This is a genomic window from Streptomyces sp. SudanB25_2051 (assembly GCF_964272635.1).
GTDB lineage: Bacteria > Actinomycetota > Actinomycetes > Streptomycetales > Streptomycetaceae > Streptomyces.
Map to the genome: position 1 here is coordinate 3,932,875 of NZ_OZ186787.1, position 26,349 is coordinate 3,959,223.

At 70.6% G+C, this 26,349-nt stretch carries 22 protein-coding genes and 3 tRNA genes; 19 read left to right on the forward strand and 6 right to left on the reverse strand.

Going from position 1 to position 26,349, the window contains the following annotated elements:
- Positions 1-70: 70 nt before the first annotated feature.
- From ACSUPT_RS17705 to ACSUPT_RS17715, 3 genes are all read right to left on the reverse strand, one after another.
- Positions 71-1,471: an HNH endonuclease signature motif containing protein gene (locus ACSUPT_RS17705; protein ID WP_436944914.1), complete on the reverse strand. Its 1,401-nt coding sequence runs from the start codon at positions 1,469-1,471 to the stop codon at positions 71-73.
- A 128-nt stretch (positions 1,472-1,599) separates the two neighbouring features.
- Entirely contained in the window at positions 1,600-2,256 is a 657-nt protein-coding gene (locus ACSUPT_RS17710) for an SDR family oxidoreductase (RefSeq protein WP_361658161.1), read from the reverse strand.
- Positions 2,257-2,334: 78 nt separating this feature from the next.
- Positions 2,335-3,567, reverse strand: coding sequence for an amidohydrolase family protein (locus tag ACSUPT_RS17715; RefSeq protein WP_399217040.1), 1,233 nt, complete (start codon positions 3,565-3,567; stop codon positions 2,335-2,337).
- A 278-nt stretch (positions 3,568-3,845) separates the two neighbouring features.
- Here ACSUPT_RS17715 and ACSUPT_RS17720 point away from each other — a divergent pair.
- The 8 genes from ACSUPT_RS17720 (at position 3,846) to ACSUPT_RS17755 (ending at position 8,420) form a co-directional block, all read left to right on the forward strand.
- Positions 3,846-3,918, forward strand: a tRNA-Thr gene (locus ACSUPT_RS17720).
- A 48-nt stretch (positions 3,919-3,966) separates the two neighbouring features.
- Positions 3,967-4,039: transfer RNA gene (locus tag ACSUPT_RS17725), tRNA-Met, on the forward strand.
- 89 nt (positions 4,040-4,128) lie between these two features.
- Positions 4,129-4,293, forward strand: a complete 165-nt coding sequence (rpmG, locus tag ACSUPT_RS17730; protein ID WP_003948671.1) for a 50S ribosomal protein L33 — start codon at positions 4,129-4,131, stop codon at positions 4,291-4,293.
- Positions 4,294-4,581: 288 nt separating this feature from the next.
- Positions 4,582-5,034 (forward strand): MaoC family dehydratase N-terminal domain-containing protein, encoded by a 453-nt coding sequence (locus ACSUPT_RS17735; protein ID WP_351963272.1) that lies wholly within the window; start codon positions 4,582-4,584, stop codon positions 5,032-5,034.
- Between the two features lie 8 nt (positions 5,035-5,042).
- Entirely contained in the window at positions 5,043-5,471 is a 429-nt protein-coding gene (locus ACSUPT_RS17740; protein ID WP_351963273.1) for a MaoC family dehydratase, read from the forward strand.
- Positions 5,472-5,652: 181 nt separating this feature from the next.
- Positions 5,653-6,708: a UDP-N-acetylmuramate dehydrogenase gene (locus tag ACSUPT_RS17745; RefSeq protein ID WP_351963274.1), complete on the forward strand. Its 1,056-nt coding sequence runs from the start codon at positions 5,653-5,655 to the stop codon at positions 6,706-6,708.
- 165 nt (positions 6,709-6,873) lie between these two features.
- Positions 6,874-7,407 carry a SigE family RNA polymerase sigma factor gene (locus ACSUPT_RS17750; protein WP_351963275.1) on the forward strand — a complete coding sequence of 178 codons (534 nt, stop codon included), beginning with the start codon at positions 6,874-6,876 and terminating at the stop codon, positions 7,405-7,407.
- On the forward strand, positions 7,404-8,420 hold the full coding sequence (locus ACSUPT_RS17755) for a hypothetical protein (RefSeq protein ID WP_436944916.1): 1,017 nt from the start codon (positions 7,404-7,406) through the stop codon (positions 8,418-8,420). The genes ACSUPT_RS17750 and ACSUPT_RS17755 overlap by 4 nt, the downstream gene beginning before the upstream one ends.
- Positions 8,421-8,522: 102 nt before the next feature.
- Here ACSUPT_RS17755 and ACSUPT_RS17760 read toward each other — a convergent pair whose 3' ends face one another.
- Positions 8,523-9,170 carry an NAD(P)-dependent oxidoreductase gene (locus ACSUPT_RS17760; RefSeq protein WP_404144241.1) on the reverse strand — a complete coding sequence of 216 codons (648 nt, stop codon included), beginning with the start codon at positions 9,168-9,170 and terminating at the stop codon, positions 8,523-8,525.
- Between the two features lie 105 nt (positions 9,171-9,275).
- Here ACSUPT_RS17760 and ACSUPT_RS17765 point away from each other — a divergent pair, with 105 nt between their 5' ends.
- Complete coding sequence (locus ACSUPT_RS17765) at positions 9,276-9,872, forward strand: TetR/AcrR family transcriptional regulator (RefSeq protein ID WP_351963278.1); 597 nt, start codon at positions 9,276-9,278, stop codon at positions 9,870-9,872.
- 106 nt (positions 9,873-9,978) lie between these two features.
- Here the strand turns inward: ACSUPT_RS17765 and ACSUPT_RS17770 are convergent, their stop codons facing one another.
- Positions 9,979-10,998: an adenosine deaminase gene (locus ACSUPT_RS17770; protein WP_436944918.1), complete on the reverse strand. Its 1,020-nt coding sequence runs from the start codon at positions 10,996-10,998 to the stop codon at positions 9,979-9,981.
- A 129-nt stretch (positions 10,999-11,127) separates the two neighbouring features.
- Complete coding sequence (locus ACSUPT_RS17775; protein WP_351963280.1) at positions 11,128-12,354, reverse strand: pyridoxal phosphate-dependent aminotransferase; 1,227 nt, start codon at positions 12,352-12,354, stop codon at positions 11,128-11,130.
- Positions 12,355-12,662: 308 nt separating this feature from the next.
- On the opposite strand from ACSUPT_RS17775, the gene ACSUPT_RS17780 reads away from it, so the two are divergent.
- From ACSUPT_RS17780 to ACSUPT_RS17825, 10 genes are all read left to right on the forward strand, one after another.
- Positions 12,663-12,735 (forward strand) — tRNA-Trp (locus tag ACSUPT_RS17780).
- Positions 12,736-12,837: 102 nt separating this feature from the next.
- Positions 12,838-13,125 carry a preprotein translocase subunit SecE gene (gene secE, locus ACSUPT_RS17785; protein ID WP_351963281.1) on the forward strand — a complete coding sequence of 96 codons (288 nt, stop codon included), beginning with the start codon at positions 12,838-12,840 and terminating at the stop codon, positions 13,123-13,125.
- Between the two features lie 77 nt (positions 13,126-13,202).
- On the forward strand, positions 13,203-14,087 hold the full coding sequence (gene nusG / locus ACSUPT_RS17790) for a transcription termination/antitermination protein NusG (RefSeq protein WP_436944920.1): 885 nt from the start codon (positions 13,203-13,205) through the stop codon (positions 14,085-14,087).
- Between the two features lie 190 nt (positions 14,088-14,277).
- On the forward strand, positions 14,278-14,712 hold the full coding sequence (gene rplK, locus ACSUPT_RS17795; RefSeq protein WP_351963283.1) for a 50S ribosomal protein L11: 435 nt from the start codon (positions 14,278-14,280) through the stop codon (positions 14,710-14,712).
- A gap of 80 nt (positions 14,713-14,792) precedes the next feature.
- Positions 14,793-15,515, forward strand: coding sequence for a 50S ribosomal protein L1 (gene rplA, locus ACSUPT_RS17800; RefSeq protein ID WP_351963284.1), 723 nt, complete (start codon positions 14,793-14,795; stop codon positions 15,513-15,515).
- 150 nt (positions 15,516-15,665) lie between these two features.
- A complete protein-coding gene (locus ACSUPT_RS17805; protein WP_436944922.1) occupies positions 15,666-16,646 on the forward strand; it encodes a hypothetical protein in 981 nt (326 codons plus the stop codon).
- Between the two features lie 622 nt (positions 16,647-17,268).
- On the forward strand, positions 17,269-17,799 hold the full coding sequence (rplJ, locus tag ACSUPT_RS17810) for a 50S ribosomal protein L10 (protein ID WP_351963286.1): 531 nt from the start codon (positions 17,269-17,271) through the stop codon (positions 17,797-17,799).
- A gap of 112 nt (positions 17,800-17,911) precedes the next feature.
- Positions 17,912-18,295 carry a 50S ribosomal protein L7/L12 gene (gene rplL / locus ACSUPT_RS17815; RefSeq protein ID WP_351963287.1) on the forward strand — a complete coding sequence of 128 codons (384 nt, stop codon included), beginning with the start codon at positions 17,912-17,914 and terminating at the stop codon, positions 18,293-18,295.
- Positions 18,296-18,806: 511 nt separating this feature from the next.
- Positions 18,807-22,292, forward strand: a complete 3,486-nt coding sequence (rpoB, locus tag ACSUPT_RS17820; protein WP_351963288.1) for a DNA-directed RNA polymerase subunit beta — start codon at positions 18,807-18,809, stop codon at positions 22,290-22,292.
- Positions 22,293-22,388: 96 nt separating this feature from the next.
- Positions 22,389-26,288, forward strand: a complete 3,900-nt coding sequence (locus ACSUPT_RS17825; protein ID WP_351963289.1) for a DNA-directed RNA polymerase subunit beta' — start codon at positions 22,389-22,391, stop codon at positions 26,286-26,288.
- The last annotated feature ends 61 nt before the right edge of the window (positions 26,289-26,349 follow it).

Here is a 26,349-nt window from a genome sequence, read left to right on the forward strand (position 1 = left end):
CGCCCAACCCTGGCCGGCACCTGCCGGGCGGCCGAGCCCTCTCCGCTCAACCGCCCGGGTCTGACAGCCCCTACCTCAGGAACTCCTTGTGGCGGCGGAGGGCCTCGGCCAGCAGTACCTGCTGGAGCTCACGACGGCCCCTGCCGCGAGTTTTCAGGGCGTGACAGTTCGGGCAGAGGGCGATCATCGACTCGGGGATGTCCGGCCCACCCCGCGCAAGGTCCTTCACGTGATCCACCTCCAGCAGCGGGGCGTCCGCGTCCGTGCGCTCCAGAGGGTGCCCAAGGCAGGTCGGGTTTTCGCAGCGGCCATCACTGCGCAGCAGCACCGCCTCCCGGGCGGTGGTTGACCGAAGGAAGCGTTCAACCGTCGTGAGCGAGGACCGCCGGGTGCGGCTTTCCTCCCGTACCCGGGCCGCCTTCGCCAGGCGCCTGTATCGCTCACGGTTGTCGAGTTGGAGGTTTCCGGAATCGACGCCGGCGGCGAGCGTGGCATGGAGCGTCTCGTCGTGCAGCCGCCCGTCATCCTCCGCGAGCGCCTGAAGTACCGCGCTGGGCCAGGTTTCCCGGAGCGGGGAGAGGACCGGGGCCAGGACCCAGACGTACTCCTTCCGCTTCCGGCCGTCTTCCCCAGTGCCCCAGCGCAGCCACCGCTGCACGATGACCGCCCACGTCTCGAACGCCCACTCGCCCCCATACGGCCGGTGCCAGTACCTCAGCGCCCTCTGCTGCTCCTGGTACACAGCCATGGACTTGTTGCCACCGACCAGCTGCTGGTCACCCGACAGCCCGTCACCGGTGTAGGCGATCCAGTTCGTCTCCGGTATGCGCCCGTCCGCGTACGGCCCCTTCTCGTCTGAAAAGACCGTCAGAATGCCGTCGCCCAACGGGGTGATGCCGCGGACTCGGTTTCCGCCGTAAGTATCGGCAATCGCCCTGCGGTCGGGAAAGGTCTCACCCATCAGCGGACGCAGCGCCGTCGCCTCGCGCCCTGCCATCAGACCCGTCAAGCCCAGGTCCTCCAACAAGCCGGCAGGCGCCGGTGTGAAGAACCGCAGCAACAAGGTGCCCACCGCCCAGGGCGCCAACTCCGGGTCCTTGACCAGGCGCTCGTAGACCGGCTCGGGGAGGCCGGCAAGGGGGTTCAGCGAGTCGAGAGACGACAGACGCGGTCGGCGACCCTCACTCGTCAAACTCAGCTCTTCCGCGCCCTCGACTTCCCAGAGGTCATTTCCTCGAAGGGCCCAGAAGGGGTGCAGGGCCGCCTCACGGTAGTTACTGCCGCCCCCATACCGCGCGATCAGAGGCCCCACCGCCGCGCTGACGTCCGACCAGCGCTGCAAACGCGGCATTCCCCGCACGGCCTGACCGATGGCCCACAGCACCAGGAGCGGGCGGTGTAGCGCCTGACCTGTGCTCCGATTGCCGGGCTCCAGCTTGCCGAGCAGGCCCATCACATCGCGTCTATCCATCTCGCGTCCTCCCCGAGTACGAGCACCTCCATCACATCAGACGCCACTGACAATCCATCGGCTTCTGTCGCCGGCCGACGGCGGAAGCATGCGGGGCAACGGGACGGCCGGTCGCCGGGGCCCGTGGCTCAGTTCCCCGCCACCCCCCGTACCGCGACCGGGATCGGGGTGTTGCCCGAGACGAGTTCCAGGGTGAGGCCCGCGGTCGCCGGGGTCTCCAGGAGCTCGGCCAGGACAGCCGCCACGTCGTCGCGGGGGATCGGGCCGCGGCCCGTCGACGCCTCCAGGCGGACCAGGCCCGTGCCCGCGTCGTCCGTCAGCATGCCGGGGCGCAGGATCGTCCAGTCCAGCGAGTCCTTGCCGCGCACGTGCGCGTCCGCCGCGCCCTTCGCGCGCAGGTACGCGTCGAACACCTCGTCGCCCCGGTGCGCCGGGTCCGCGCCCATCGACGACACCACCAGGTGCCGCCGCACGCCCGCCCGTTCCGCCGCGTCGGCGAACAGGATCGCCGCGTCGCGGTCCACCGTGTCCTTCCGGGCCGCCCCGCTCCCCGGTCCCGCGCCCGCCGCGAAGACCGCCGCGTCCGCGCCCTGCAGCACCGCCGCGACCATCTCCAGCGACGCCGACTCCATGTCCAGCACCACCGGTTCGGCGCCCGCCTCCCGTACCGCGGCCGACTGCTCCAGCTTCCGGATGATGCCCGCGACCTCGTGCCCGGCCGCCGCCAGCAGGCGCTCCAGGCGCCGCGCGATCCGACCGTGTCCTCCAGCGATGACAATGCGCATGCTCACGACCGTACGGCCCGCGCGCCCGCGGCGCCCACGACGCGCGCCCGGCCGGGCCCGCGACACCCCACGGATGCCTCAGGGGCGCGCGTCGGGCCGGGCCTGCCGGGGCAGTTCCAGCGCCGCCGCCGAGTCGCAGTACTCCCGCACCGCGCTCGTCCGCGCCACCACCCGCCCCCGGTGCACCACGATCCTGCTGTACGCCAGCGACAGCACCCCCGCCAGCCGCTCCCCGCGCACCGCCAGCAGCTCCGCCGGGAAGCCCGCCTCCACCCGCACCGGCGGCAGCCCCATCACCTCCCGCGCCGTCTCGCTCACCGCCCCGTACGCGTCCGCCGGCCGCAGCCCGCCCTGCGACACCAGCAGGTACGCCGCCTCCAGCGGATCGCCGCGCCCCACCGGGTTCGCCACGTCCCGCAGGGCGCCGCTGCCCGCCGCGATCCGCACCCCCGCCGACCGCAGCAGCCGCACCGGCGCCACCCCCCGCACCTCCGTACCCGCGCAACCGCCCTGCGGCAGGCACGTCACCGTCACGCCGGCCGCCGCCAGCCGGTCCGCCACCCGCGTCCGCGCCTCCGCCGGCAGCCGCCCCAGCGCCCCGCACGGCCCGATCGCCACCCCCGTCCGCAGCCCGCCCGCCATCGCCGCCAGCCGCGCCAGCCGCGCCGGGTCGTCTCCGTCGGTGTGCAGGTCCACGGCGCAGCCGTACTCCGCCGCCACCTCCAGCACCGCCTCCGCGTACCCCGCAGGGTCCGGGTCCAGATCCGGACGGCCGCCCACCACCGACGCGCCCATCCGCACCGCGTCCCGCAGCATCGCGAGCCCGTCCGCCCCCGCCACACCCGTCAGCAGCCGCGGCACCGCCACCGTCGTCAGGTCCACCAGCCCCCGCAGCGAACGCCGCGCCTGCAGTACGGCCTCCAGTACCGCCAGCCCCTGTACGTCCCCGATCCGCACGTGCGCCCGCAGCGCCGTCGCCCCGTGCCCCAGCTGCAGCAGCGCCGCCTCCGTGGCGCGCCGCTGGACGTCCTCCGCGGCGTACGAGACCGGCCCGGGCGCGTCGGCGCCGAGGGCCGTGTCGGCGTGGGCGTGCGGCTCTGCGGGCGCCGGCAGCAGCAGGTACCCGGCGAGGTCCACGCGGGCGCCGTGCGCCCCCAGGCTGCCGGGGGTGCCGACGGCCTCGACGCGCCCGCCGCTGAGCCGTACGTCGACGGTCCGTCCGTCCGCGAGGCGGGCGCCGCACAGCAGCAGGGCCGTGGTGTCGGTGGTGGCGCCCTCGGGCGGCCGCGGCTGCTGGCTGTCGGACGACATCGGGCTCCCGGGGCGAGGAGGGAGGAACGGGGAGGGGCGCCGGTCCGCGGGCAAGATCGCGCGGCGCGAGGGCGAGCCTAGGACGCCGTCGTCCCGGCTTCGAGGAGGAGCGCATTAGTCGTACCGGGCGTGGGACGCGCGGCGTCCGCGCCGTGCCCGCCGGCCGCCGGTCAGCGCCATGAGCGGGGCCTCCGGGGGGCCCGCTCAGGGCCGGTCCGCGACCCCTCGGGAACGGATTTGGGTGAACGGCCGCAGACCGTGTAATGTCTTCATCGCTCGCCCCAATAGCTCAGTCGGCAGAGCGTCTCCATGGTAAGGAGAAGGTCTACGGTTCGATTCCGTATTGGGGCTCTGGTGTGGGGAGATCCTCACCTTCGGGTGAGGTGATCCATACATCAAAGCGGTGTAGCTCAGTCGGTAGAGCAAGCGGCTCATAATCGCTGTGTCACCGGTTCAAGTCCGGTCACCGCTACTCCCAGTAGCCGATTGTGGGGTCGGTCCTTCGATCGGCTACTCTTTTCTGCGTTCCATCCGTCCATCCGTCCGTCAAGGAGCACTCACGTGGCTGCCACCGACGTCCGCCCGAAGATCACGCTGGCCTGCGTGGAGTGCAAGGAGCGGAACTACATCACCAAGAAGAACCGGCGCAACAACCCGGACCGTCTTGAGATGAAGAAGCACTGCCCGCGTTGCAACGCGCACACCGCGCACCGCGAAACGCGCTGAAACAGGCTCGTACACGAGGCCGTCCCCACCGGGGGCGGCCTCGTGTCGTTTCCGCAGGCCACCGGGGCAGGCGTCCGCGGGCAGGCGTCCGCGGGCCGGCGGACCCGGCCCCGGCGCACCGGGGCCCGGCGGGCCGTGGTCCGGCGGACCGGGCCCGGTGACTGCCGCACCCCGGCACGCACCGCCGGCCCCCGGCGCGTACCGCCGCACCACGGCGCGTACCGTCGCCCCACGGCACGCACAGCACCACCCAGCAGCAGAGCCAGGACAGCAGGAGGTACCGGGTACATGGCGCTCGACCAGTCCTTCGTCGGGCGGACCTATCCGCCCACCGCACCGTACGAGGTCGGCCGGGAGAAGATCCGCGAGTTCGCCGAGGCGATCGGCGATGCGAATCCCGTCTTCACCGACACGGAGGCCGCCAAAGCGCTCGGATACCCCGATGTGATCGCCCCGCCGACTTTTGTGTTCGCCATCACGTTCAAGGCGGCCGGCGAGGTGGTCGCCGACCCGCAGCTCGGGCTCGACTACAGCCGCGTCGTGCACGGCGACCAGAAATTCGCGTACAGCAGGCCCGTACGGGCGGGGGACCGGCTGACGGTCACCTCCACCATCGAGGCGGTCAAGTCGCTCGCCGGCAACGACATCCTCGACATCCGGGGCGAGGTCCACGACGAGGCGGGCGAGCACGTCGTCACCGCGTGGACGAAGCTCGTGGCGCGTGCGGCAGAGGAGGCGTGAGAAACACCATGACCGCGAAGGTCTCTTTCGACGAGGTCGAGGTCGGCACGGAACTCCCGGCCGGCGCGTTCCCCGTGACCCGCGCCACCCTCGTGCAGTACGCGGGCGCGTCCGGCGACTTCAACCCCATCCACTGGAACGAGAAGTTCGCCCGCGAGGTCGGCCTGCCCGACGTCATCGCGCACGGCATGTTCACCATGGCCGAGGCCGCGCGCGTCGTCACCGACTGGGTGGGCGACCCGGGCGCCCTGGTCGAGTACGGCGTCCGCTTCACCAAGCCGGTCGTCGTGCCGAACGACGACAAGGGCGCGCTGATCCAGGTCACCGGCAAGGTCGCCGCCAAGCTCGACGACCGCCGCGTCCGCGTCGACCTGACGGCCACGAGCGACGGGCAGAAGGTCCTCGGCATGTCCCGCGCCGTGGTCCAGCTGGCCTGAGCCCCCGCCCGGCGGACCCGGGCCCGGCGGCACCCCGCCGCCGGGCCCCTGCGGCCCGGGGCGCCCGCGGGTGGCCCCGCTCAGGGGCGCGTCGCCGCCGGCCCCTGCTGCCGCGACCGGCGTCCGCGCCCCACCCCGCGCCCGCCCCGATGGTGTCGTCGGCGCACCGTAGGCTGGGCGGGTGCAGGTTACTCATGACGCTCCGCTCGCCCCGCTGACCACGTTCCGGCTCGGGGGCCCCGCCCGGCGGCTGATCACGGCCCGTACCGACGACGAGGTCGTCGCCGCCGTGCGCGAGGCCGACCGGACCGGTACGCCGCTGCTGATCATCGGCGGCGGGTCCAATCTGGTCATCGGCGACAAGGGCTTCGACGGCACCGCCCTGCGCATCGCCACCAGCGGCTTCACCCTCGACGGGACGCGGCTGGAGCTCGCCGCCGGCGAGGTGTGGAGCGACGCCGTCGCCCGCACGGTCGAGGCCGGGCTCGCCGGCGTCGAGTGCCTGGCCGGGATCCCCGGCTCGGCCGGCGCCACCCCGATCCAGAACGTCGGCGCGTACGGCCAGGAGGTCGCCACCACGCTCACCGAGGTCGTCGCGTACGACCGCCGCGCCGAGGAGACCGTCACCCTCACCGGCGCCGAGTGCGACTTCTCGTACCGGCACAGCCGCTTCAAGGCCGACCCCGACCGCTTCGTCGTGCTGCGCGTCCGCTTCGAGCTGGAGGACGCCGCGGGGATGAGCGCCCCCATCCGGTACGCCGAGACCGCCCGCGCCCTCGGCGTGGAGCCCGGCGACCGCGTCCCCGTGGCCGCCGCCCGCGAGACCGTCCTCGCCCTGCGCGCGGGCAAGGGCATGGTCCTCGACCCCGACGACCACGACACCTGGTCCGCCGGCTCGTTCTTCACCAACCCGATCCTCGACGCCGCCGAGTACGCCGCCTTCCTCGACCGCGTACGCGACCGCCTCGGCCCCGACGCCGCCCCGCCCGCCTACCCGGCCGGAGACGGCAGGACCAAGACGTCGGCCGCCTGGCTGATCGACAAGGCGGGGTTCACCAAGGGGTACGGCAGCGGGCCCGCCCGCATCTCCACCAAGCACACCCTCGCCCTCACCAACCGCGGCGAGGCCACCACCGAGGACCTGCTCGCCCTCGCCCGCGAGGTCGTCGCCGGGGTCCGGGACGCGTTCGGGGTCACGCTGGTCAACGAGCCGGTGACGGTCGGCGTCAGCCTCTGACACCCGCCCCACGAGCACGGCGGCCCCGGGGAGACCCCCGGGGCCGCCGCGCGTCGGAGCCGTGAAAAAGACGGAACCCGTCCGGTCCCCCAGGTTGTCGAGTGGGTGACAGGGTCCCTCCGAGCAGACACCGGGACCGCCACACGCTGGTCGAGGGGATCACCGGTGACGACGCGCAGGGACACGGCGCACGAACAGGACTTCACGGAGTTCACCGAGGCGTCCTACGCGTCGCTGCTCCGCACCGCCCGCCTCCTGACCGGCGACCGGCACGCCGCCGAGGACCTCGTACAGGCCGCGCTGGTCAAGGTGTACCTGCGCTGGGGCAGGTCCGGCAGCTGGGCGTCCCCGCAGGCGTACGCGCGCAAGGTCGTCGTCAACCTGTACGCGACCTGGCGGCGCCGCCGCTGGCACACCGAGACGGCCCACCCCGGCGGCGAGGGCGCGGCCGTGGCGGACCGCCGGGACATGGCGGACGGCGCCGAGACGCGGCTGGAGCTGGCCCGCGCGCTGGGCGCCCTGCCGCGCGCCCAGCGCGCCGTGGTGGTGCTCCGCTTCTACGAGGACCTGTCGGTGGAGGAGACGGCCGAGCTGCTCGGCTGTTCGCCCGGGACGGTCAAGAGCCGGACCAACAGGGCCTTGGAGCGGCTGCGGGCCACCGGCGCCCTCGCCGTCTACGCGGGAAGGGGCACACGATGAACCACCACGACGAGGACGGGCTGCGGCGTGCGCTGCGGGCGCTCGCGGAGCAGGACGGCACGGTCGACGCGGCGCCGCCGACCGGCGCGCTGGTCGCCCGGGGCCGCCGCACCCGCCACCGGCGCCGCGCCCTCGCCGCGGGGGCCGCGACGGCACTGGTGGCGGTCGGATCGGCGCTGGGCGTGCGCGGCACCGGCGCGGCGCCCGCCGAGACCCCGACGGCGGCGAGGCAGAGTCCGACGGCCTCGCCCGCAGACGACGCGGACGGCCACTTCTCCCGGCTCGTGAAGGGCGGGGTCCACCTGCCGCAGCCGCCGTCCGCGGACCGCGCGGCCCTGGACTCCGGGCCCAGGCGCGCCCCCGTGGAGCTCGTCCGCTACCGCTACGACCTGTCGACGGTCTGCGACCTGCGGTACGCCGTCTTCGGCGGCCGCGTGTGGGAGGCGCCGCCCCACGCCTGGACGGCCTCCTGGGTCTCGGACCGCGTCCGCGGCCTGATGCGGCTCCAGGGGCGCGGCGGGTCGGCCACCGCCGTCTTCGAAATCGACGGGCCCCTGTCCGGCCCCGGCGCCCCCGCCTGGGGCGGGGAGATCGTCTTCCGGCCCCTCGCGGGCGGGACGCCGACGTGCCTCGCGCAGGAGCCCCCGCGCCGGTACTCCGACAGCCCCGCGGCGTCCGCCGGTCCCGCGAGGCCCGTGGAGGGCGCCGTGTACGCCTTCGACTGGCCGACGGCCTGCGACAAGTGGTACGTCGCGTTCGGCGGGCGGCTGTGGAAGGCCGGTGGCCGGGTCGCGCCGGGGGCGCTCGACTGCCTGGTCGACGACCTGCCGGTCGCCGCGTACGCCCGCATCGTCGACGGGCGCCTCCAGCTGTCGAAGGCCGACCCGCTGCGCGCTCCCGGGACCAAGGTGTGGACGTACCACCCGGTCGACCGGCCCGACGGCGCCCACCCGGCCCCGTGCCCCGACACCCTCGCCGTCCTGGAGCGCATCGCCCGGGGCACGACCGGCTAGCCCGATCCGCCGGTACGGCCCCGGCCCGAGCCGCCCCCACACCCGGCCCGAGCCCCCCACGCCCGGCCCGAGCCCCCGTCCCGTACGGGCCTCGCACCCCCGCTAGTACGCCACCCCCACCGCCCGTCGCACCGTCGCCGGGTCCGGTGCCAGGGCCAGCATCGCGTGGGCCACGTCCGCCCGCGCGATCTTGGCGCCGCCGCGCGGGTTGCCGTCCAGCACCGTCCGGTACCGCCCCGTCAGCGGCGTGTCCACCAGCCGCGGCGGGCGCACCGCCGTCCAGTCCGTGCCGCTCTCGCGCATCGCGGCCTCCATCACCCGCAGGTCGTCGTAGTGGGCCCGCAGGACCCGCGACACGATCGGCGTCATCAGCCGCAGGGCCAGCGTCTCGTCCTCCGGTACGGGCCCCAGCGGCGCCGCGCTCACGGCGAGGAACCGCCGCGCCCCCTCGGCCTCCATCGCCCGCAGGATCGCCCTGGTCAGGGACGAGGCGATGCCCACCTGCGCGCGGCTGCGCGGCCCGAGCCCCGACAGCACCGCGTCCCGCCCGGCCACCGCGGGCCGCAGCGCCTCCGGGTCGTCCATGCGCGCCGCCGTGACCACCTCCAGCCGGCCGCCGTGGTGCTCGCTCTGCGCCGGCAGGCGTGACGAGTCGCGGACCACCGCCGTGACGTGGTGGCCCGCGTCCAGGCCCTGGCGGACGATCTCCCGGCCGATGCCGCCCGTCGCGCCGAACACGGTGATCCTCATGGCGTCCTCCCAGAAGCGGGTGGTGAAAGTGGTGGGTAAGTGTTCACTCACCACTAGAGTGGGTGAGTACACACTCACCGTCAAGCGCACGCCCGGAGACCGCCCATGAAGCCCGCACGGGAACGGATCCTCGACGCCGCCCACGACCTGTGGCGCACGGTCGGCCTCGCCCGCACCACCACCAAGGAGATAGCGAGGGCGGCCCAGTGCTCCGAGGCGGCGCTCTACAAGTACTACGCGAGCAAGGAGGAGCTGTTCGCGGCCGTCCTGCACGAACGGCTCCCCACGCTCGGCCCGCTGATCAACCGCCTCGCCGACTCACCCGCGGCCGACGACCGCAGCGTCGAGCGGAACCTCACCGAGATCGCCCGCCAGGCCGCCCTCTTCTACGCCGAGAGCTTCCCGATCGCCGCGTCCCTCTACGCCGAGACCAGGCTCAAGGCCCGCCACGACCAGGCCATGCGCGACCTCGGCACCGGCCCCCACACCCCCATCGAGGCCCTCGACGCCTACCTCCGCGTCGAACGCGACGCCGGCCGCATCCGTCCGGACGCCGACACCTTCGCCGCCGCGTCCCTGCTCCTCGGCGCCTGCGCCCAGCGGGCCTTCGCCTACGACGCGACCGTCGGCAAGGAGCCGCCGCAGGACGTGGACACCTTCGCCGCCGCGCTGGCCCGCACCCTGCTCACCGGCCTCGCCTGACCGCCCGGTCCCGGCGCCGTACGCCCCCGACCGCCCCCGTCCCGTACGGCGCCGGGGCCACCGCCCCGCGACCCGACCCGGCCCGACCCGCACGCACCGCGGACGCTCACTGTGCCAGCCACGCGTCGATCCCGGCCAGCAGCTTCGCCCGCGTGTCCTCCGGAGCCACCGAGGCCCGCACCGACTGCCGCGCCAGCTCCGCCAGCTCGGCGTCCGTGAAGCCGTGGTGGCGCCGCGCGATCTCGTACTGGTCCGCCAGCCGCGCCCCGAACAGCAGCGGGTCGTCCGCCCCCAGCGCCATCGGCACCCCCGCCTCGAACAGCGTCCGCAGCGGTACGTGCTCGGGCTTCTCGTACACGCCGAGCGCCACGTTCGACGCGGGGCACACCTCGCACGCGACGCCCTTGTCGGCGAGCCGCCGCAGCAGCCGCGGGTCCTCCACCGCCCGTACGCCGTGCCCGATGCGCGAGGCCCGCAGATCGTCCAGGCAGTCCCGCACCGACGCCGGGCCCGTCAGCTCACCGCCGTGCGGCGCCGCCAGCAGCCCGCCCTCCCGCGCGATCGCGAACGCCCGGTCGAAGTCCCGCGCCATCCCGCGCCGCTCGTCGTTCGACAGCCCGAACCCCACGACCCCCCGGTCCGCGTACCGCACCGCCAGCCGGGCCAGGGTGCGCGCGTCCAGCGGATGCTTCATGCGGTTCGCCGCGACCACCACCCGGATCCCGAGCCCCGTGTCGCGCGAGGCCGCCGCGACCGCGTCCAGGATGATCTCCAGCGCCGGGATCAGCCCGCCCAGCCTCGGCGCGTACGAGGTGGGGTCCACCTGGATCTCCAGCCACCCCGACCCGTCCCGCACGTCCTCCTCGGCGGCCTCCAGCACCAGCCGCCGGATGTCGGCCGGCTCCCGCAGGCACGAGCGGGCGATGTCGTACAGCCGCTGGAAGCGGAACCAGCCGCGCTCGTCGGTGGCCCGCAACCGCGGCGGCTCCCCGCCGGTCAGCGCGTCGGGCAGGTGGACGCCGTACTTGTCGGCCAGCTCCAGCAGCGTGGAGGGCCGCATCGAGCCCGTGAAGTGCAGGTGCAGATGGGCCTTCGGCAGCAGTTTCAGATCGCGGACGTGCTCCATCCGGGGATACTGCCGCAGTCCGGCGCCCCGAAACAGCCCCTTTCTCCGAACGGGTACCACCGGGAACGAAAGAGCGGGCCCGGCCGAAGGGAATCGGCCGGGCCCGCACGGGTCACTCGGGGCGGCGGGTCAGTCGCGCGCCTCGGCGAGCAGCTTCTGCATCCGCGACACGCCCTCGACCAGGTCCTCGTCGCCCAGCGCGTACGAGAGCCGGAGATAGCCCGGCGTGCCGAACGCCTCACCCGGCACGACCGCGACCTCGACCTCGTCCAGGATCAGCGCCGCCAGCTCCACGGACGTCTGCGGGCGCTTGCCCCGGATCTCCTTGCCCAGCAGCGCCTTCACCGACGGGTACGCGTAGAACGCGCCCTCCGGCGTCGGGCAGACCACGCCGTCGATCTCGTTGAGCATCCGCACGATCGTCTGGCGGCGCCGGTCGAACGCCGTGCGCATCTCGGCGACCGCGTCCAGGTTCCCCGAGACGGCGGCGAGCGCGGCGACCTGGGCGACGTTGGAGACGTTCGACGTGGCGTGCGACTGCAGGTTCGTCGCGGCCTTCACGATGTCCTTCGGGCCCACGATCCACCCGACGCGCCAGCCCGTCATCGCGTACGTCTTGGCCACGCCGTTCACGACGACGCACTTGTCGCGCAGCTCGGGCACGAGCGCCGGCAGCGAGGTGAAGGCCGCGTCGCCGTACACCAGGTGCTCGTAGATCTCGTCCGTCAGGACCCACAGCCCGTGCTCGACCGCCCAGCGGCCGATCGCCTCGGCGTCCTCGCGCGCGTAGACGGCGCCCGTCGGGTTGGAGGGGGAGACGAACAGGACGACCTTGGTCCGCTCTGTGCGGGCCGCCTCCAGCTGCTCCACGGAGACGCGGTACCCGGTCGTCTCGTCGGCGACGACCTCCACCGGCACGCCGCCCGCGAGGCGGATCGACTCCGGGTACGTCGTCCAGTACGGGGCCGGGACGATGACCTCGTCGCCCGGGTCCAGGATCGCGGCGAACGCCTCGTAGATCGCCTGCTTGCCGCCGTTGGTGACGAGGATCTGGGAGGGGTCCACCTCGTAGCCGGAGTCCCGCAGCGTCTTCGCGGCGATCGCGGCCTTCAGCTCGGGCAGGCCGCCGGCCGGCGTGTAGCGGTGGTACTTCGGGTTGCGGCAGGCCTCCACGGCGGCCTCGACGATGTAGTCGGGCGTCGGGAAGTCGGGCTCGCCCGCGCCGAAGCCGATCACCGGGCGACCGGCGGCCTTGAGGGCCTTGGCCTTGGCGTCGACGGCGAGGGTCGCGGACTCGGAGATCGCACCGATGCGGGCGGAGACCCGGCGCTCGGTCGGAGGAGTTGCAGCGCTCATACGGCCCATCGTCCCAGACCGCGCGGGGCCGCCGTACGCGGGTTTCGCCCAGCGGACACGGGCCCGGACACCTGTTCCCGTCGCGGCCGCGGGAAGGGCGGCGGACGGCCGGGGGGACCGCCCGCGGACGGCCCGGGACACCGTTCCCGCGCGGTGCGGAACGCCGGCCTCCGGGTGCGGCGCGAAGTCCGCGGGGGCTATCTGTTCGACGCGGCGGCCCTGACCACGTACACTCTCTGCTCGTTGGCCCTCACCGACCACGCCGATGAGCACCACGTCGGATGCGGTAGGTTGGGGGAGAACGACAAAGGGTCGTAGCTCAATTGGTAGAGCACTGGTCTCCAAAACCAGCGGTTGGGGGTTCAAGTCCCTCCGGCCCTGCTACACACACCGCCAGGATGTGTGCGCAGGTATGTACTTCATTGCACCGCCGTGCGGCTCCACCCGGGCGCGGCACGGCCGACCCGGAATCAGGTGAGAGACGTGACGGACGCCGTAGGCTCCATCGACATGCCTGATGCTGAGGACGAAGCGCCGGAGTCGAAGAAGAAGAGCCGCAAGGGCGGCAAGCGCGCCAAGAAGGGCCCGCTGGGCCGTCTCGCGATCTTCTACCGTCAGATCGTCGCCGAACTGCGCAAGGTCGTCTGGCCCACGCGCAACCAGCTGACCACGTACACGACTGTCGTGATCATCTTCGTCGTCATCATGATCGCCATGGTGACGGGCATCGACTACGGCTTCAAGGAAGCAGTCAAGTACGTCTTCGGCTGATTCCTGCGGAGGGCGCCCACCCCGGCGCCCCTTTTCGCATGTTCCACCCCATCTGTATCCAGGAAGAAGCAGCCACCGTGTCTGACCCGAACCTGAACGAGTCCGCCCCGGACGAGCTCGACGTCGTCGAGGCGGCCGACGAGGACCAGGCGGAAGCTGCGGACGCCGCTGTCGGCGAGGCGACCGAGGACGTCGAGACCGTCCGGGACGAGGACGACGAGACCGCCGAGGACGCGGACGCCGAGGACGACGCCCAGGACGCCGAGGCCGACGAGACCGCCGGTGAGGACGAGGTCGAGGCCGACGAGACCGAGGACGACGAGGAGGCCGAGCCGGCCGTGCCCGTCGACCCCGTCGCCGCGCTCCGCGAGGAGCTGCGCGGCCTGCCCGGCGAGTGGTACGTGATCCACACCTACGCGGGCTACGAGAAGCGCGTGAAGGCCAACCTGGAGCAGCGCGCCGTCTCGCTGAACGTCGAGGACTTCATTTACCAGGCCGAGGTCCCCGAGGAAGAGATCGTCCAGATCAAGAACGGCGAGCGCAAGAACGTCCGGCAGAACAAGCTGCCCGGCTATGTGCTCGTCCGCATGGACCTGACGAACGAGTCCTGGGGCGTCGTGCGCAACACCCCCGGTGTCACCGGCTTCGTGGGCAACGCCTACGACCCCTACCCGCTGACGCTGGACGAGATCGTCAAGATGCTCGCCCCGGAGGCCGAGGAGAAGGCCGCCCGCGAGGCCGCCGAGGCCGAGGGCAAGCCGGCGCCCGCCCGCAAGGTCGAGGTCCAGGTCCTGGACTTCGAGGTGGGCGACTCCGTCACCGTCACCGACGGCCCGTTCGCGACGCTGCAGGCCACGATCAACGAGATCAACGCCGACTCGAAGAAGGTCAAGGGCCTCGTCGAGATCTTCGGCCGCGAGACCCCGGTCGAGCTCAGCTTCGACCAGATCCAGAAGAACTGACACCGGTCTGACACCGGTCGGTTCTCCGCAGTCCTCGGGCAGGTCAGAGTGGCGTCTTCCGCCCTCTGACCTGCTCGGTTTTTGGACGCACAGCCATACCCGTTATCGTTGTGCGGTATGCCTCCATCCGGATGACGTCGTACGGCATCGGATGGTGGCCGAACACTCTCACTAGGACCCGGAGAGAGCTATGCCTCCCAAGAAGAAGAAGGTCACGGGGCTTATCAAGCTCCAGATCCAGGCCGGCGCCGCCAACCCGGCCCCGCCGGTCGGCCCCGCGCTGGGTCAGCACGGCGTCAACATCATGGAGTTCTGCAAGGCCTACAACGCCGCGACCGAGTCGCAGCGTGGCTGGGTCATCCCGGTGGAGATCACGGTCTACGAGGACCGCTCCTTCACCTTCATCACCAAGACGCCCCCGGCGTCGCGGATGATCCTGAAGGCCGCGGGTGTGGAGAAGGGCTCCGGCGAGCCGCACAAGACCAAGGTCGCGAAGCTGACGAGCGCCCAGGTCCGCGAGATCGCCACCACCAAGATGCCCGACCTCAACGCGAACGACCTGGACGCCGCCGAGAAGATCATCGCCGGCACCGCCCGTTCCATGGGCATCACGATCGAGGGCTGAACAGCCCCCGTCAGTCCCTCATGTGGGAGGGCCACGCGCTGGCCCGGACCACGACTCCACACCCGAATTCAGGAGAAGAAGTGAAGCGCAGCAAGGCTCTCCGCGGCGCGGACGCCAAGGTCGACCGGGAGCGTAACTACGCCCCCCTCGAGGCCGTCCGTCTCGCCAAGGAAACCGCCACCACCAAGTTCGACGGCACCGTCGAGGTCGCCTTCCGCCTGGGTGTCGACCCGCGCAAGGCCGACCAGATGGTCCGTGGCACCGTGAACCTTCCGCACGGCACCGGCAAGACCGCCCGGGTCCTGGTCTTCGCGACCGGTGACCGTGCTGCGGCCGCGGAAGCCGCGGGCGCCGACATCGTCGGCTCCGACGAACTGATCGACGAGGTTGCGAAGGGCCGTCTGGACTTCGACGCCGTCGTCGCCACCCCGGACCTCATGGGCAAGGTCGGCCGCCTCGGCCGCGTCCTCGGCCCCCGTGGTCTGATGCCGAACCCGAAGACCGGCACGGTCACGATGGACGTCGCCAAGGCCGTGACGGACATCAAGGGCGGCAAGATCGAGTTCCGTGTCGACAAGCACGCGAACCTGCACTTCATCATCGGCAAGGTCTCCTTCGACGAGACCAAGCTGGTGGAGAACTACGCCGCGGCGCTGGAGGAGATCCTCCGCCTGAAGCCGTCCGCCGCGAAGGGCCGCTACATCAAGAAGGCGACCCTGACCACGACCATGGGCCCCGGCATCCCGCTGGACGCCAACCGCACCCGCAACCTCCTCGTCGAGGAGGACCCGGCCGCGGTCTGAGCCTGACGGCTCGCACGGTTGTCTGAAACCGGCCCCCGCACCTCTCCGGAGGAGCGGGGGCCGGTTCATTTTCACCGCACGGGTGTCAGTGCGGTGGGTTAGCGTTTCGGTGAACTGAAGATCGCACGTATTTTCACGTGGGGGTGGGGCATGAAGGTCTCCGTACGCCGGCGCCTGGGCGTCTCGACGGCCGCGGTGGCCGTGCTGGCGGCCCTGGCGGGCTGCCAGGGCGGCGACGGCGGGAGCGACGGCAAGGACGGCGGGAAGAAGGCCGCCGACGCGCCTGCCGCCGCGCCGCAGTGGTCCTCGGCGCTCCAGGTCATCCAGACCGCGTACGAGAAGACGGCCGCGGCCAAGTCCGCCAAGGTGCGGATGACCATGAGCGTGCCCATGGGCGGCGCGGGCGCGGGCGCGCTCGGCGAGGACGCCGGGACCATGGAGATGAACGGCGTCGTGGGCTGGGAGCCCGGCGTGATGGACATCACCATGACGGGCAAGGGCCTGATGGGCGGCTCGGGCGAGGGCTCCGGCGCCATGCGCATGGTCATGGTCGACGAGGTCATGTACATGCACATGGGCAAGGACACCCCCGCCTCGCTGGACGGCAAGGAGTGGCTGAAGCTCGACTTCAAGGAGCTGGCGGCCAAGTCGGGCGACGCGGCGGCCGAGAAGCAGCTCATGGGCGGCCTGGAGAACATGAACCAGGACCCGGCCGAGCAGCTCGCCCTGCTGCTCGACTCGCCGAACCTGAAGCACGTCGGCCCCGAGAAGGTCGACGGCGTCGAGGCGCAGCACTACAAGGGCTCGCTGACCGTCGAGGAGATGCTCGCCGCCAACAAGTCGCTGGCCGTGCTCTCCCAGAAGGAGCGCGACGAGCTGGTCGAGAAGATGAAGCAGACCGGCCTGACGTCGTACGACACGGAGGTCTGGGTCAACCAGGACGGCTACCCGGTGAAGGTGGACGTCGGCATGGAGACGCCCCTCGGGAAGATCGCGATGTCCGCGACGTACTCCGACTACGGCACCAAGGCCACCGTCCAGGCCCCGCCGCCGGCGAAGACCTTCGACTTCACGGAGATGATGGAGAAGAGCGTCGAGGCGATGAAGGACGCCGAGGGCACCGTCGCCTGACGGGCCCCGCCCCCGCCGCGGGCGCCTCCAGGAGGCTCCGGGGCCGGGTCGGGCCCCCAGCACCGCGCCACCGCCCGACGGCGCCGTCGCCGTGAGCGCGCCGCCGCCGGAGGGCGGCCGGGGCTGCAACGGGCCGGGCGGCCCCGGCGGGCGGCGCCTGCGGCCGGCGGGCGTGAGCGGCCGCTGCCCGCGGCGCCTCACGGCCCTGCACGGAGCCTGGCCACCCCTGCGGGGCCGCCGTGCCGGCGGGCTCGGCCTCGCTCATGCGGGCCGGTGCCCGGCGGGCGCCGGCTCCGTCGTGGGCGGGGCCTCCGGGGTGAGGCCCGTCCATGGCGACGGGGTGGGTCTGATCTCGTGGTTTGGGCGATTTGCTTGACGGGTGTCCGGTCCCGTACTCTTCCACAGAAGCCAAAGACCGCTGGTCGTAGTTGTGCCCGAAGGGGTTCAGCCGCCGAAGGATTCCGCTAGCTGCGGACGGCCCGCGTAGGTGACAGTGGATGTACTCCCGGACTGCCGTCCGGTCGAGTCACGCCCCGTGCGCCTGCGCCGGGGCGTTTCGTTTTGCCCAGTCTCCTTCCTTCAGCCATCGCGGTCCGAATCACCCGGAAGGAGGCCGAGGCTCATGGCGAGGCCCGACAAGTCTGCTGCGGTTGCCGAGCTGACGGACAAGTTCCGCAGCTCGAACGCCGCCGTGCTGACCGAGTACCGCGGTCTCACCGTGGCACAGCTCAAGCAGCTGCGCCGTTCGCTCGGTGAGAACGCCCAGTACGCCGTGGTGAAGAACACGCTGACCAAGATTGCGGCCAACGAGGCCGGGATCACGTCGCTGGACGACCAGTTCACTGGTCCGACGGCGGTTGCCTTCATCACCGGTGACCCGGTGGAGTCGGCGAAGGGTCTTCGTGACTTCGCCAAGGACAACCCGAACCTGATCATCAAGGGCGGTGTCCTTGACGGCAAGGCGCTGTCCGCCGATGAGATCAAGAAGCTTGCGGACCTCGAGTCCCGCGAGGTTCTGCTCGCCAAGCTGGCGGGCGCCATGAAGGGCAAGCAGTCCCAGACTGCCGCGCTCTTCCAGGCGCTTCCCTCGAAGTTCGTCCGCACCGCGGAGGCGCTTCGTGCCAAGCAGGCCGAGCAGGGCGGTGCCGAGTAATTCGGCTCGCGCATTGACCGCCGCCTGACCGGCGTCGGTCGCAGCGGGCCCAACGTACGCCCGCCTCACATGTACACCCGGCACCAGCCGATTTAGTGGAAGGACCGCCATCATGGCGAAGCTGTCTCAGGAAGACCTGCTCGCGCAGTTCGAGGAGATGACCCTCATCGAGCTCTCCGAGTTCGTGAAGGCGTTCGAGGAGAAGTTCGACGTCACCGCCGCCGCCCCGGTCGCCGTGGCCGCCGGTGTCCCGGGTGCCCCGGCCGCCGAGGCCGTCGAGGAGAAGGACGAGTTCGACGTCATCCTCACCGGCGCCGGCGACAAGAAGATCCAGGTCATCAAGGTCGTCCGTGAGCTGACCTCCCTGGGCCTGAAGGAGGCCAAGGACCTCGTCGACGGCACCCCGAAGCCGGTCCTCGAGAAGGTCAACAAGGAGACCGCCGACAAGGCTGCCGAGGCCCTCAAGGGCGCCGGCGCGGCCGTCGAGGTCAAGTGACCTCCTGCGGGTCTCCTGACTCGCGCTGACGCCCCCTGAGGGCGTCCCCAAGGGCGATCACCCAATCGGGTGGTCGCCCTTCGGCGTACACGCAGCGCCTGTCGTCCACCCGTACGGGGACGGAGTATGGTGATCTTCGCCGTGCGCCCCGCGAGGCCGGGGGCCTTGACGAACCGCACGCCGCGCGCAATTCTCAGGACGCGTCGTCACACGATCCGTATCCGAGGCATGGATCGACGACCGAACGGGCAGTATCGATGTGCGCCGAGGCGCGAGGTGCCGCGGAGATGAGAACAACGAGGGTCGCGAATTACTCGCCCTGGACATCAGTGGGCCAAGTGGCTACACTGACCCTTTGCGCTGCCTGTTAGCTGCTCCCTGCCCGTCACCAGGGGCATCCCCTTGCGAGAGCACCGTTGACCGAATGCCCTGACCTGGGATTTCGGGTCTCCTTGCTCGGCTTGGGACCGGTACGCGCGTAGTGAGTCCGAGCCCTCGGAAGGACCCCCTCTTGGCCGCCTCGCGCAACGCCTCGACCGCGAATACGAACAACGGCGCAAGCACCGCCCCGCTGCGCATCTCCTTTGCAAAGATCAAGGAGCCCCTCGAGGTTCCGAACCTCCTCGCGCTGCAGACCGAGAGCTTTGACTGGCTGCTCGGCAATGCCGCGTGGAAGGCTCGTGTCGAGGCGGCTCTCGAGAACGGACAGGACGTCCCCACCAAGTCCGGTCTGGAAGAGATCTTCGAGGAGATCTCGCCGATCGAGGACTTCTCCGGGTCGATGTCGCTGACCTTCCGCGACCACCGCTTCGAGCCCCCGAAGAACTCCATCGACGAGTGCAAGGAGCGCGACTTCACGTACGCCGCGCCGCTCTTCGTCACGGCCGAGTTCACCAACAACGAGACCGGCGAGATCAAGTCCCAGACCGTCTTCATGGGCGACTTCCCGCTCATGACGAACAAGGGCACCTTCGTCATCAACGGCACCGAGCGTGTCGTGGTGTCGCAGCTCGTCCGCTCGCCGGGTGTGTACTTCGACTCGTCCATCGACAAGACGTCCGACAAGGACATCTTCTCCGCCAAGATCATCCCCTCCCGGGGTGCCTGGCTGGAGATGGAGATCGACAAGCGCGACATGGTCGGTGTCCGCATCGACCGCAAGCGCAAGCAGTCCGTGACCGTCCTCCTCAAGGCGCTCGGCTGGACCACCGAGCAGATCCTGCAGGAGTTCGGCGAGTACGAGTCCATGCGCGCCACCCTGGAGAAGGACCACACCCAGGGCCAGGACGACGCGCTGCTCGACATCTACCGCAAGCTCCGTCCGGGCGAGCCCCCGACGCGTGAGGCCGCGCAGACGCTGCTTGAGAACCTCTACTTCAACCCCAAGCGCTACGACCTGGCCAAGGTCGGCCGCTACAAGGTCAACAAGAAGCTCGGTGCCGACGAGCCGCTCGACGCCGGCGTCCTGACCGTCGACGACATCATCGCGACGATCAAGTACCTGGTGAAGCTGCACGCCGGCGAGACCGAGACCGTCGGGGAGAACGGCTCGACCATCGTGGTCGAGACGGACGACATCGACCACTTCGGCAACCGCCGTCTGCGCAACGTCGGCGAGCTCATCCAGAACCAGGTCCGCACGGGTCTGGCCCGGATGGAGCGCGTCGTGCGCGAGCGCATGACGACCCAGGACGTCGAGGCGATCACGCCGCAGACCCTGATCAACATCCGGCCGGTCGTCGCCTCCATCAAGGAGTTCTTCGGCACCAGCCAGCTGTCGCAGTTCATGGACCAGAACAACCCGCTGTCCGGGCTGACGCACAAGCGTCGTCTGTCCGCGCTCGGCCCGGGTGGTCTGTCCCGTGAGCGGGCCGGCTTCGAGGTCCGAGACGTGCACCCGTCCCACTACGGACGCATGTGCCCGATCGAGACCCCCGAAGGCCCGAACATCGGTCTGATCGGTTCGCTCGCCTCGTACGGCCGCGTCAACGCGTTCGGCTTCGTCGAGACGCCGTACCGCAAGGTCGTCGACGGCCAGGTCACCGACGAGGTGCACTACCTGACCGCCGACGAGGAGGACCGCTTCGTCATCGCCCAGGCCAACGCCGGCCTGACCGAGGACATGCGCTTCGCCGAGAACCGCGTCCTCGTGCGCCGCCGCGGCGGCGAGGTCGACTACGTCGCCGGTGACGACGTGGACTACATGGACGTCTCGCCGCGCCAGATGGTGTCGGTCGCGACCGCCATGATCCCGTTCCTCGAGCACGACGACGCCAACCGCGCCCTCATGGGCGCGAACATGATGCGCCAGGCCGTGCCCCTGATTAAGTCCGAGGCCCCGCTCGTCGGCACCGGCATGGAGTACCGCTCCGCCGTCGACGCCGGTGACGTGGTCAAGGCCGAGAAGGACGGTGTGGTCCAGGAGCTCTCCGCGGACTACATCACCGTCGCCAACGACGACGGCACGTACATCACGTACCGCCTGGCCAAGTTCGCCCGCTCCAACCAGGGCACCTCGGTCAACCAGAAGGTCGTCGTCGCCGAGGGCGACCGGGTCATCGAGGGCCAGGTCCTGGCCGACGGCCCGGCCACCGAGAACGGCGAGATGGCGCTCGGCAAGAACCTCCTCGTGGCGTTCATGCCGTGGGAGGGCCACAACTACGAGGACGCGATCATCCTGTCGCAGCGCCTCGTCCAGGACGACGTCCTCTCCTCGATCCACATCGAGGAGCACGAGGTCGACGCCCGTGACACCAAGCTGGGCCCCGAGGAGATCACCCGGGACATCCCGAACGTCTCCGAGGAGGTCCTCGCCGACCTCGACGAGCGCGGCATCATCCGCATCGGTGCCGAGGTCGTCGCCGGCGACATCCTGGTCGGCAAGGTCACCCCGAAGGGTGAGACCGAGCTGACGCCGGAGGAGCGCCTGCTCCGCGCGATCTTCGGTGAGAAGGCCCGTGAGGTCCGTGACACCTCGCTGAAGGTGCCGCACGGCGAGACCGGCAAGGTCATCGGCGTGCGCGTCTTCGACCGCGAGGAGGGCGACGAGCTGCCCCCGGGCGTGAACCAGCTGGTCCGCGTCTACGTGGCGCAGAAGCGCAAGATCACCGACGGTGACAAGCTCGCCGGCCGCCACGGCAACAAGGGTGTCATCTCCAAGATCCTGCCGATCGAGGACATGCCGTTCCTGGAGGACGGCACCCCGGTCGACATCATTCTCAACCCGCTCGGTGTGCCGTCCCGAATGAACCCGGGACAGGTCCTGGAGATCCACCTCGGCTGGCTCGCCAGCCAGGGCTGGGACGTCTCCGGGCTCGCCGACGACTGGGCCAAGCGGCTCCAGTCCATCGGCGCCGACCGTGTCGAGCCCCGCACCAACGTCGCGACCCCGGTCTTCGACGGTGCCCGCGAGGACGAGCTGGCCGGCCTGCTGGAGCACACCCTCCCCAACCGCGACGGCGACCGCCTGATGCTGCCGTCCGGCAAGGCGCGCCTGTTCGACGGCCGCTCCGGCGAGCCGTTCCCGGACCCGATCTCGGTCGGGTACATGTACATCCTCAAGCTCCACCACCTGGTCGACGACAAGCTGCACGCCCGCTCGACCGGTCCGTACTCGATGATCACCCAGCAGCCGCTGGGTGGTAAGGCTCAGTTCGGTGGCCAGCGCTTCGGTGAGATGGAGGTGTGGGCGCTGGAGGCTTACGGCGCCGCGTACGCCCTCCAGGAGCTCCTGACCATCAAGTCCGACGATGTCACCGGCCGCGTGAAGGTCTACGAGGCCATCGTCAAGGGCGAGAACATCCCGGAGCCCGGCATCCCGGAGTCCTTCAAGGTGCTCATCAAGGAGATGCAGTCCCTGTGCCTCAACGTGGAGGTGCTGTCCTCGGACGGCATGTCCATCGAGATGCGCGACACCGACGAGGACGTCTTCCGCGCTGCGGAGGAGCTCGGCATCGACCTGTCCCGGCGCGAGCCGAGCAGCGTCGAAGAGGTCTGACGGGTCGGCCGGCCGGACCCCGCGAGGTCCGGCCGGCCTCCCAGCGACCCGTACAGACCATTGATTGACACGAACCCTGAGAGGGATTGACGCATAGTGCTCGACGTCAACTTCTTCGACGAGCTGCGGATCGGCCTGGCCACCGCGGACGACATCCGGCAGTGGTCCCACGGCGAGGTCAAGAAGCCGGAGACCATCAACTACCGCACCCTGAAGCCCGAAAAGGACGGACTCTTCTGCGAGAAGATCTTCGGTCCGACGCGGGACTGGGAGTGCTACTGCGGCAAGTACAAGCGCGTCCGCTTCAAGGGCATCATCTGTGAGCGGTGTGGCGTCGAGGTCACCCGCGCCAAGGTGCGCCGCGAGCGGATGGGCCACATCGAGCTCGCCGCCCCCGTCACCCACATCTGGTACTTCAAGGGCGTCCCGTCCCGGCTCGGCTACCTGCTGGACCTCGCCCCGAAGGACCTGGAGAAGGTCATCTACTTCGCGGCGTACATGATCACGTACGTCGACGAGGAGCGCCGCCAGCGCGACCTGCCGTCGCTGGAGGCCCACGTCTCCGTCGAGCGCCAGCAGATCGAGCAGCGCCGCGACGCCGACCTGGAGGCCCGCGCCAAGAAGCTCGAGACCGACCTGGCCGAGCTGGAGGCCGAGGGCGCCAAGGCCGACGTGCGCCGCAAGGTCCGCGAGGGCGCCGAGCGCGAGATGAAGCAGCTGCGCGACCGCGCCCAGCGCGAGATCGACCGCCTCGACGAGGTGTGGAGCCGCTTCAAGAACCTCAAGGTCCAGGACCTCGAGGGCGACGAGCTGCTCTACCGCGAGCTGCGCGACCGCTTCGGCACGTACTTCGACGGCTCGATGGGCGCCGCCGCGCTGCAGAAGCGCCTGGAGTCCTTCGACCTGGAGGAGGAGGCCGAGAAGCTCCGCGAGATCATCCGCACGGGCAAGGGCCAGAAGAAGACCCGCGCGCTCAAGCGCCTCAAGGTCGTCTCCGCCTTCCTCCAGACCAGCAACAGCCCCAAGGGCATGGTGCTGGACTGCGTCCCGGTGATCCCGCCGGACCTGCGTCCGATGGTGCAGCTGGACGGTGGCCGCTTCGCGACCTCCGACCTGAACGACCTGTACCGCCGCGTCATCAACCGCAACAACCGCCTGAAGCGGCTTCTCGACCTCGGCGCGCCCGAGATCATCGTGAACAACGAGAAGCGCATGCTCCAGGAGGCCGTCGACGCGCTCTTCGACAACGGCCGCCGCGGCCGCCCGGTCACGGGTCCCGGCAACCGTCCGCTGAAGTCCCTCAGCGACATGCTGAAGGGCAAGCAGGGTCGATTCCGTCAGAACCTGCTCGGCAAGCGCGTGGACTACTCCGCGCGTTCCGTGATCGTCGTCGGTCCGCAGCTCAAGCTGCACCAGTGCGGTCTGCCCAAGGCCATGGCGCTGGAGCTCTTCAAGCCGTTCGTGATGAAGCGCCTGGTCGACCTGAACCACGCGCAGAACATCAAGTCGGCCAAGCGCATGGTCGAGCGCGGCCGCACGGTCGTGTACGACGTGCTGGAAGAGGTCATCGCCGAGCACCCGGTTCTGCTGAACCGCGCGCCCACGCTGCACCGCCTCGGCATCCAGGCCTTCGAGCCGCAGCTGGTCGAGGGCAAGGCCATCCAGATCCACCCGCTCGTCTGCACCGCGTTCAACGCGGACTTCGACGGTGACCAGATGGCCGTCCACCTGCCGCTCTCCGCGGAGGCGCAGGCCGAGGCGCGCATCCTGATGCTCTCCTCGAACAACATCCTCAAGCCGGCCGACGGCCGTCCGGTCACCATGCCGACCCAGGACATGGTGCTCGGCCTCTTCTTCCTCACCACGGACGAGGAGGAGCGCGAGGTCAAGGGTGAGGGCCGCGCCTTCAACTCCACCGCCGAGGCGATCATGGCCTTCGACGCCCGGGAGCTCTCGCTCCAGGCGAAGGTCGATATCCGCTTCCCGATCGGTTCCGTCCCGCCCCGCGGCTGGACCCCGCCGGTCAACGAGGACGGCGAGACCGACTGGCAGCCGGGCGACAGCTTCCGCCTGCGGACGACCCTGGGCCGCGCGCTCTTCAACGAGCTGCTGCCCGAGGACTACCCGTTCGTGGACTACACGGTCGGCAAGAAGCAGCTCTCCGAGATCGTCAACGACCTCGCCGAGCGCTACCCGAAGGTCATCGTGGCGGCGACGCTCGACAACCTGAAGGCGGCCGGCTTCTACTGGGCCACCCGCTCCGGCGTCACCGTCGCCATCTCGGACGTCGTCGTCCCGGAGGCGAAGAAGGAGATCGTCCGCGGCTACGAGGCCCAGGACGAGAAGGTCCAGAAGCAGTACGAGCGCGGTCTGATCACCAAGGACGAGCGCACCCAGGAGCTCATCGCGATCTGGACCAAGGCGACCAACGAGGTCGCCGAGGCCATGAACGAGAACTTCCCGAAGACCAACCCCATCTTCATGATGGTGAACTCGGGTGCCCGAGGAAACATGATGCAGATGCGCCAGATCGCGGGTATGCGCGGTCTGGTGTCGAACGCCAAGAACGAGACGATCCCGCGTCCCATCAAGGCGTCCTTCCGTGAGGGTCTGTCCGTGCTGGAGTACTTCATCTCCACGCACGGTGCCCGTAAGGGTCTGGCCGACACCGCCCTGCGTACCGCCGACTCGGGTTACCTGACCCGTCGTCTGGTGGACGTCTCGCAGGACGTGATCATCCGCGAGGAGGACTGCGGCACCGACCGCGGTCTGAAGCTGCGGATCGGCGTGCGCGACGAGGCCGGTGTCCTGCGCAAGGCGGACGACGTCGAGACGTCCGTGTACGCGCGGATGCTCGCCGAGGACGTCGTGGTGGACGGCAAGGTCATCGCGCCGGCCAACGTCGACCTGGGCGACGTGCTCATCGACCAGCTCATCGCGGCGGGTGTCGAGCAGGTCAAGACCCGCTCGGTCCTCACCTGCGAGTCCGCGGTCGGCACGTGTGCGTACTGCTACGGCCGTTCGCTCGCCACCGGCAAGCTGGTCGACATCGGTGAGGCGGTCGGCATCATCGCCGCCCAGTCCATCGGTGAGCCCGGTACCCAGCTGACGATGCGTACCTTCCACACCGGTGGTGTGGCCGGTGACGACATCACCCAGGGTCTGCCGCGTGTCGTCGAGCTCTTCGAGGCCCGTTCCCCGAAGGGTATGGCGCCGATCGCCGAGGCCTCCGGCCGCGTGCGGATCGAGGAGACCGAGAAGACCAAGAAGATCGTCATCACGCCGGACGACGGCAGCGACGAGACGGCGTACCCGATCTCGAAGCGCGCCCGTGTCCTGGTCGGCGAGGGCGACCACGTCGAGGTGGGCCAGAAGCTCACCGTGGGTACCGAGAACCCGCACGACGTGCTGCGCATCCTCGGCCAGCGGGCCGTTCAGGTCCACCTGGTCGGCGAGGTGCAGAAGGTCTACAACTCGCAGGGTGTGTCGATCCACGACAAGCACATCGAGATCATCATCCGGCAGATGCTGCGCCGTGTGACGATCATCGAGTCCGGTGACGCCGAGCTGCTGCCGGGCGAGCTCGTGGAGCGCTCGCGCTTCGAGCAGGAGAACCGTCGCGTGGTCCAGGAAGGCGGCCACCCGGCCTCCGGCCGTCCGCAGCTGATGGGTATCACCAAGGCGTCGCTGGCGACGGAGTCGTGGCTGTCCGCGGCCTCCTTCCAGGAGACGACCAGGGTCCTGACGGACGCGGCGATCAACGCCAAGTCCGACTCCCTGATCGGCCTCAAGGAGAACGTCATCATCGGTAAGCTCATCCCGGCCGGTACGGGTCTGTCCCGCTACCGCAACATCCGGGTCGAGCCGACCGAGGAGGCCAAGGCCGCGATGTACTCGGCCGTCGGCTACGACGACATCGACTACTCGCCGTTCGGCACGGGCTCCGGCCAGGCCGTTCCGCTGGAGGACTACGACTACGGTCCGTACAACCAGTAAGCGAGTCGCCTGAACCGAAGGGCGGCCACCCCCGTGCGGGGTGGCCGCCCTTCGGCGTATC

Bases quoted from the DNA above. Each gene is read 5' to 3' on its own strand.
- ACSUPT_RS17705 (WP_436944914.1), bottom strand. From the start codon at position 1,471: ATGGATAGACGCGATGTGATGGGCCTGCTCGGCAAGCTGGAGCCCGGC.
- ACSUPT_RS17710 (WP_361658161.1), bottom strand. From the start codon at position 2,256: ATGCGCATTGTCATCGCTGGAGGACACGGTCGGATCGCGCGGCGCCTG.
- ACSUPT_RS17715 (WP_399217040.1), bottom strand. From the start codon at position 3,567: ATGTCGTCCGACAGCCAGCAGCCGCGGCCGCCCGAGGGCGCCACCACC.
- ACSUPT_RS17735 (WP_351963272.1), top strand. From the start codon at position 4,582: ATGGCGCTCGACCAGTCCTTCGTCGGGCGGACCTATCCGCCCACCGCA.
- ACSUPT_RS17740 (WP_351963273.1), top strand. From the start codon at position 5,043: ATGACCGCGAAGGTCTCTTTCGACGAGGTCGAGGTCGGCACGGAACTC.
- ACSUPT_RS17755 (WP_436944916.1), top strand. From the start codon at position 7,404: ATGAACCACCACGACGAGGACGGGCTGCGGCGTGCGCTGCGGGCGCTC.
- ACSUPT_RS17760 (WP_404144241.1), bottom strand. From the start codon at position 9,170: ATGAGGATCACCGTGTTCGGCGCGACGGGCGGCATCGGCCGGGAGATC.
- ACSUPT_RS17765 (WP_351963278.1), top strand. From the start codon at position 9,276: ATGAAGCCCGCACGGGAACGGATCCTCGACGCCGCCCACGACCTGTGG.
- ACSUPT_RS17770 (WP_436944918.1), bottom strand. From the start codon at position 10,998: ATGGAGCACGTCCGCGATCTGAAACTGCTGCCGAAGGCCCATCTGCAC.
- ACSUPT_RS17775 (WP_351963280.1), bottom strand. From the start codon at position 12,354: ATGAGCGCTGCAACTCCTCCGACCGAGCGCCGGGTCTCCGCCCGCATC.
- rplK (WP_351963283.1), top strand. From the start codon at position 14,278: ATGCCTCCCAAGAAGAAGAAGGTCACGGGGCTTATCAAGCTCCAGATC.
- ACSUPT_RS17805 (WP_436944922.1), top strand. From the start codon at position 15,666: ATGAAGGTCTCCGTACGCCGGCGCCTGGGCGTCTCGACGGCCGCGGTG.
- rplJ (WP_351963286.1), top strand. From the start codon at position 17,269: ATGGCGAGGCCCGACAAGTCTGCTGCGGTTGCCGAGCTGACGGACAAG.
- rplL (WP_351963287.1), top strand. From the start codon at position 17,912: ATGGCGAAGCTGTCTCAGGAAGACCTGCTCGCGCAGTTCGAGGAGATG.